Origin of the sequence: Daejeonella sp., assembly GCF_049655485.1 — a bacterium.
Classification (GTDB): Bacteria; Bacteroidota; Bacteroidia; order Sphingobacteriales; family Sphingobacteriaceae; genus Daejeonella.
The window spans coordinates 1-6574 of the sequence record NZ_JBASJU010000187.1 but is presented as its reverse complement, the minus strand read 5'-3'; the positions used below and the strand labels follow the sequence as shown (position 1 = coordinate 6574).

Here is a 6574-nt window from a genome sequence, read left to right as displayed (position 1 = left end):
GGCTAAAGCTCGTGGCAATTGACATACTTAAGATACCAACCTGTATTTCCCAGGCGTCAACTTGTTGGTACTCTTAAATAGCCTGATAAATGAACTTGGGCATTCAAAACCAATGATGTCAACAATTTCATTAATTGTGTAATTGGTATTCTTCAACAGATATTTCGATCTGTCAATTCTCGTTTTAATAAGATATTGATGAGGAGATTGCCCGTAAGCTTGTTTGAAAGTGCGGAGCAGATGATTTACGGATAAACACGCATGCCCTGCAATATCCTCCAGCTCAATTTTCTTGTTGTAATTACTGATGATATATTCCTTTGCCAGAGTGAGTCTTTTCAGGATTTCGACTTTAGTGCTGCTGTTTAAAAAATTTAATTTTTCAGATTTATCAACTACTTCCTTATTGTAGACCTTGTAATAATTAATTAAGCAGTGGTGCAGGTATTCGTTAAGCAGCAAATCATCAGGTGCACCTTGTTCTAAGTGTTCTTTTAAGTGCATGATGTTGTATTTCATATCTCCTGAAAAAGGAAATATGGTTTCCATAAATGAAAAATCCTGGAAATCATCGTCCTGAAAAGGCTCATCGAGCAGCGTTGGGTGACGGGTTTTTTGCACCCTGTTGAAGTCGCTTAAGAATGATGGGGAAAACGAAATAGCCAAATTATTTACCGGCTCAGAAGAATCGATCGTGCTGGAATATGAGGTGCCTTTTTTTATTGCAAGAAAATTTTCAGGATATAAGTCCAGTTTTCTCTTTCCAATATTAAAAGTGCGGTTGCCGCTAAAGACAGTTTTGATAGAGAAATTACTTTCGTGTTCCGGATAATAAGCGTGTTGTACGGTCTCACCGTAAATCTTATTATCATTCTTAAGGACTCGTAGAAATTTCATGATCTCTTTAATTAGGATTCGTTGTAGTTACGTTCCTCAAGCAAGGTGTAAAAATTGTCTTCATCGTCGATGAAGCGAACCTGTAAACCCGCTGAATTATATTCCGGGCGGTTAACAAATTCAACACCTAATACAAGATATCTATGGTAATCCCTGAGGCAGTCGTTTGTATAAAATATGATATTTTCAGTATTTGCTGCAGACTCGCTTGCTTCAATATGTATTGAAAGCATATTTTCATCCGAATCACGCAGGTCTATTCTTTTATCTCCAGCGTTAAAAGTGAATTCGGCTTGTGGGTCAAATCCCATTTTATGGACCGCGTAATGAAGTACCTTATTTACTTTATTATCTAAAGCGACTGGATAACTCACTCGCAGGTTAAGCACCCGTTTTTTCTGGGCTTCCACTAGCTCGTTTTGGTTGAAATCTTCAAATAACATATCCACTGTTTTATATATTTTATTATTTTGACGCTTTCGCCGGATGTTTCTGAAACCTTTCCAATTTCATTCTTTTATGCTGACAGGTATAGGACGACACGTTTCCTTAATTGTTGCTAATAATTTGAAAAAAAGTGATTTTAGCATATCAGGCATTTAATTATCACTCAAATATTAGCCTTTATCCAACTAGTACCTATTAAATGTGATGGAGTATGGGAAAAATGTGATGAAACAGGGTTTCGTTCATCTTCAATCTTATTCACCCATTTATTATAAATTTGCCCCTTCATAAGAGGACAGAGATAAACTCCTTTAGAAGCGCATGATAGTAGCTGCTGAGGCATCAAATTAAATTGTAATGAAAGACTATAAAAATTATTACCTGGTGCAGGCACCGCCCGAAGACGTTTATCTGGCGCTGACTAACCCGCTGACTATTTCGCTATGGACGGGTGCGGAAGCGATTATGAGTACAGAACCAGGATCTGAGTTTTCTCTGTGGGATGACAGTATTGCGGGCAGAAATATTGAGTTTGTCGAGAATAAGAAAATAGTTCAGCAATGGTATTTCGGTGATCAGCCGGAGGAGTCCATTGTTACTTTTATTCTGCATCCCGATAAAAACGGTACATCGGTAGAACTTCGCCACACTAATATCCCTGATTCTGATATAGACGATATGATCGAAGGATGGAATCTTAACTATTTTGGCTCTTTACAGGATTTTTACGAGGAATAGTATTGTCACCACAGCAATTTATTGACCAGATGGGAAGGGAACTTATCATAGAATATCCTCCCCGCCGTATTATTTCCCTTGTTCCATCGCAGACAGAATTGTTATTTGATCTGGGGCTGGACAATGAAATTGTGGGCATTACCAAGTTTTGCATCCATCCCGACGAAAAATTTAGATCTACCGCTAAGATCGGCGGTACAAAGAAACTTAATCTGCAAAAGATCCGAGGTTTAAAGCCCGACCTGATAATCGGGAATAAAGAAGAAAACGAGCGCGCGGAAATTGAAGTGCTGATGAGCGAGTTCCCGGTCTGGATGAGTGATATCCATGTGCTTGCTGATGCGATTGAAATGATCAATAGTATAGGAAGTTTGACAGGGAGGTCGCAGCAAGCAAATATGATATCCTCGAAAATAATGGAAGGCTTTAGAAAGCTCGGTCCTGCAGGTGATAAAAAGCCCACAGTTGCATATTTTATCTGGAAAGATCCCTGCATGGTTGCCGGCAGGGGTACGTTTATAAACGACATTCTTGAGCAGGCGGGATTTGACAACTTTACAAGTTTAGAACGTTATCCGGAAATACACACGGAGGCGGCGTCCGGTATTACACCCGACCTGGTATTTTTATCATCGGAACCCTATCCCTTTAAAGATGTGCATCTTAAGGAGTTTGAGGAAATGTACCCCGGTGCGAAAGTAATGATTGTGGATGGGGAAATGTTTTCCTGGTATGGCAGCAGATTGCTCCACACTCCATCTTATCTTCGAACATTAGCCAGTCAGATAAATTAATTTTATTGAAATAATAATGCATTTCCTTTTGTACTTAACGGGGAAAACCTTATTTTTGCCGACCGAATTAGATGAGATATGCAGGTTTCGCAGCTTCATTTAAAATTCGAAAATAATCCTAAAATGCGGATGTGGCGTAATTGGTAGCCGCACCAGACTTAGGATCTGGCGCTTCACGGCGTGGGGGTTCGAGTCCCTTCATCCGCACTATCTAATTCCCCGGTTACCAAACCGGGGAATTTTTGTATAACAAAAAACGATTAAATCTCATAAAATGAACATTACACAGGACAAAATAGATAATCTGAATTCTGTTTTAACGGTTAAGATTAATCCTGACGATTACAAAGAGCGTGTAGAGAAGGCAATTAAAACACAGGCAAAAAAGGCTCAGCTTCCTGGCTTTCGTAAGGGTATGGTTCCGGCATCCCACATTAAAAAGATGTACGGTAAAAACATTCTGGTTGATGAGATAAACACTATCCTTAATGATACGCTGACCAATTATATCACCGAAAATAAGCTGGAGGTTTTGGGACAGCCGCTTCCTAAAATTGATGATAGCAAGGATTTCAATTGGGATTTTACGGATGAATTCGAATTTATTTATGAATTAGGGCTGGCTCCTGAATTCAATTTGGACTTTTCTTCAAAAGATCAAATTACTTATTATAAGGTTAAAGTTGACGAAGAAACCCTGGCTTCACGTATCACAAATCTTCGTAAATCTTATGGCAAAATGTCAAATCCTGACGTATCGGCAGAGGATGATGTATTGTACGCAGATTTGAAGCAGCTTTCAGCAGATGGTTCTGTTTTTGAAGGTGGTATAACCAATACTGCTTCCGTGCGTTTGGATCAAGTATCTGACAAAGGGATTAAGAAAACATTAATCGGGTTAAAGAAAGAAGATGTTGTCGACTTAGACATGCAGAAAGCTTTCGAAAGCAATGCTACAATTATTGCTAAGCTCCTTAATATTTCTGAAGAAGATGCACAAGACCTGAAATCTAAATTTCAACTGACGGTGAAGAATATCAACCGTTTGGAAGAAGGAGACTTAAATCAGGAGTTCTTTGATAAACTATTTGGTGCTGATGTGGTTAAGACTGAAGAGGAGTTTAGAGAGAAGATCAGAGAGGAACTGGAATCCATGATGGTTCAGAATGCTGATCAAAAGTTACAGGCGGATATGTTGAAGTTTGGACTGGACAAAGTAAAGATGGACCTTCCGGATGAGTTTTTGAAAAGATGGTTAAAAGCGACTAACGAAAAGCTGAGTGATGAAGAATTAGCGCAAGGTTATGATGATTTTGCACGTAATTTGAGATGGACGCTCATCGAAAACAGGATCATTAAGGATAACAAACTGGAGATCAAATACGAGGAAGTTTTCGAAACGGCTAAAAAGCGTTTAGATGCACAATTCAGAATGTACAGTCCTCAACCATTATCTGAGGAGCAACTGGGACAATATACAGCTCAGTTCTTACAGGAAAAGGAAAATGCAAATCGTATTTTTGAAGAGGTAAAAGCACAACATGTATTTGATTACCTGAAAACTGTAATCACTTTAGATACCAAAGAAATAGAATACAATAAATTTTTAGAATTGAAATAGCCTATGATTGAGATATGGGTTATTGCGTTCTAAAAAGTTCAAATCATAAAAAATTACAAAAATAACTCATACCTTAAATTATAATATTCAATATGAACATCGATAAAAACGAATTCCGAAAATACGCAGTTAAACATCATCGCATCGGCAGCCAGCATGTCGATAGTTTCATTGGCCGTGTGAATCATGCTTCTTTACCGAGTGCCATGACACCTTATATCATTGAGGAGCGTCAGTTAAACGTAGCACAAATGGATGTGTTCTCACGTTTAATGATGGATCGTATTATTTTTCTTGGTGATGCAGTGCATGAAGGTATTGCAAATATTATTCAAGCTCAATTATTATTCCTACAGTCGACAGATGCTAAAAGGGATATCCAGATCTATATAAATTCTCCTGGTGGCTCAGTTTATGCAGGCCTTGGTATTTATGATACTATGCAGTACATCACACCTGATGTAGCTACTATTTGTACGGGGATGGCAGCATCCATGGCTGCTGTATTGCTGTGTGCTGGTACTAAAGGCAAAAGAGCAGCCTTACCCCATTCACGGGTTATGATACACCAGCCATCAGGCGGCGCTCAGGGTGTAGCTTCAGATATGGAAATTAATCTGAGGGAAATGCTGAAGTTGAAAAAAGAGTTATACGATATCATTGCTAAGCATTCAGGGCAAACTTATGAGTGGGTTGAGAGAGCATCAGACAGGGATTACTGGATGATTGCTAACGAGGCTAAAGAATATGGTATGATTGATGAGGTGTTAGTAGGAACCGGAGATAAGAAATAATGAGTAAAGGAAATAAAGATATTAAGTGTTCATTCTGTGGCTCAAGCAAGCAGGATACTTTGATGCTGATTGCAGGATTGGACGCTCACATTTGTGATAAATGTGTAGCCCAGGCGAATCAGATACTTGCAGAGGAACTTAATGTCCGTAAAACGAAGTCGACTCAAACTTTTGAAACGCTACTAAAGCCAATCGAAATAAAAACACACCTTGACCAGTACGTTATTGGTCAGGATCAAGCAAAGAAAATACTTTCTGTAGCGGTATACAATCATTATAAACGCCTTAACCAGAAGATCGGTAAAGATGAAGTTGAGATTGAGAAGTCCAACATTATAATGGTTGGAGAGACGGGTACAGGAAAGACGCTTTTAGCTAAAACGATTGCCCGTGTACTCAATGTCCCATTCTGTATTTGTGATGCTACGGTATTAACCGAGGCAGGATATGTGGGAGAGGATGTTGAAAGTATCCTGACTCGTCTGCTTCAAGCTGCTGATTATGATGTAACTGCAGCGGAAAGAGGAATTGTGTACATTGACGAAGTTGATAAGATCGCGCGTAAAAGCGATAACCCTTCAATCACCCGAGATGTATCCGGAGAAGGAGTACAACAGGCGCTTTTAAAGATCCTGGAGGGAACTATAGTTAATGTTCCGCCGCAGGGGGGAAGGAAGCATCCAGATCAGAAAATGATCGCGGTAAACACTAATAATATCTTGTTTATTTGCGGAGGTGCTTTTGATGGGATCGACAAAAAGATCGCTAACAGGCTTCGTACCCAGACTGTAGGATATAAAGTGGATAAGGAAGATTTGAATATCGACCTGAAAAACCTTTACAAATATATCACGCCACAGGATCTCAAGTCGTTCGGGCTTATACCCGAACTTATCGGAAGATTACCTGTGATCACGCATTTAAATCCACTTGATCGGGAAACGCTATTGAGTATCCTCACTGAACCAAAAAATTCATTAATCAAGCAATATAAAAAGTTGTTTGAGTATGAAAACGTGAAACTTGAGTTCGAAAAGGATGTGATGGAATTTGTGGTAGATAAGGCGATGGAGTTCAAACTCGGGGCTCGTGGATTACGCTCTATTTGCGAGGCCATCATGATTGATGCCATGTATGAAACACCCTCGGGAAAGAGCACGAAGGATTTGTTTATCACGCTCGATTATGCCACGGATAAATTTGAGAAATCCGACCTTAAGAAATTAAAAGTAGCATAAGAAGAGCCCCCGATTTAATCGGGGGTTCTTTGTTTAACAGAATTA

Annotated in this window: 7 protein-coding genes and 1 tRNA gene; 6 read left to right on the top strand and 2 right to left on the bottom strand. The window is 39.2% G+C overall.

The genetic code is table 11. From position 1 onward, the window contains the following. Positions 1-27: 27 nt before the first annotated feature. Positions 28-897 (bottom strand): helix-turn-helix transcriptional regulator, encoded by an 870-nt coding sequence (locus tag WBJ10_RS07985; protein WP_424289068.1) that lies wholly within the window; start codon positions 895-897, stop codon positions 28-30. An 11-nt stretch (positions 898-908) separates the two neighbouring features. Next, positions 909-1340: a hypothetical protein gene (locus WBJ10_RS07980; protein WP_424289066.1), complete on the bottom strand. Its 432-nt coding sequence runs from the start codon at positions 1338-1340 to the stop codon at positions 909-911. Between the two features lie 361 nt (positions 1341-1701). Here WBJ10_RS07980 and WBJ10_RS07975 point away from each other — a divergent pair, with 361 nt between their 5' ends. The 6 genes from WBJ10_RS07975 (at position 1702) to clpX (ending at position 6529) form a co-directional block, all read left to right on the top strand. Further along, positions 1702-2082 (top strand): SRPBCC domain-containing protein, encoded by a 381-nt coding sequence (locus WBJ10_RS07975; protein ID WP_424289064.1) that lies wholly within the window; start codon positions 1702-1704, stop codon positions 2080-2082. Positions 2083-2084: 2 nt separating this feature from the next. Continuing rightward, a complete protein-coding gene (locus tag WBJ10_RS07970) occupies positions 2085-2876 on the top strand; it encodes an ABC transporter substrate-binding protein (protein WP_424289062.1) in 792 nt (263 codons plus the stop codon). Positions 2877-3001: 125 nt separating this feature from the next. Continuing rightward, positions 3002-3083 (top strand) — tRNA-Leu (locus tag WBJ10_RS07965). Between the two features lie 67 nt (positions 3084-3150). After that, a complete protein-coding gene (tig, locus tag WBJ10_RS07960; protein WP_424289060.1) occupies positions 3151-4497 on the top strand; it encodes a trigger factor in 1347 nt (448 codons plus the stop codon). Positions 4498-4589: 92 nt separating this feature from the next. Further along, positions 4590-5291, top strand: coding sequence for an ATP-dependent Clp endopeptidase proteolytic subunit ClpP (gene clpP, locus WBJ10_RS07955; protein WP_424289058.1), 702 nt, complete (start codon positions 4590-4592; stop codon positions 5289-5291). Further along, a complete protein-coding gene (clpX, locus tag WBJ10_RS07950; RefSeq protein WP_424289056.1) occupies positions 5291-6529 on the top strand; it encodes an ATP-dependent Clp protease ATP-binding subunit ClpX in 1239 nt (412 codons plus the stop codon). Before clpP ends, clpX begins: the two co-directional genes overlap by 1 nt. Positions 6530-6574: the final 45 nt, after the last annotated feature.

Coding starts and splice junctions, on each gene's coding strand:
- WBJ10_RS07985 (WP_424289068.1), bottom strand. CDS start 897: ATGAAATTTCTACGAGTCCTTAAGAATGATAATAAGATTTACGGTGAG.
- WBJ10_RS07980 (WP_424289066.1), bottom strand. CDS start 1,340: ATGTTATTTGAAGATTTCAACCAAAACGAGCTAGTGGAAGCCCAGAAA.
- WBJ10_RS07975 (WP_424289064.1), top strand. CDS start 1,702: ATGAAAGACTATAAAAATTATTACCTGGTGCAGGCACCGCCCGAAGAC.
- tig (WP_424289060.1), top strand. CDS start 3,151: ATGAACATTACACAGGACAAAATAGATAATCTGAATTCTGTTTTAACG.
- clpP (WP_424289058.1), top strand. CDS start 4,590: ATGAACATCGATAAAAACGAATTCCGAAAATACGCAGTTAAACATCAT.
- clpX (WP_424289056.1), top strand. CDS start 5,291: ATGAGTAAAGGAAATAAAGATATTAAGTGTTCATTCTGTGGCTCAAGC.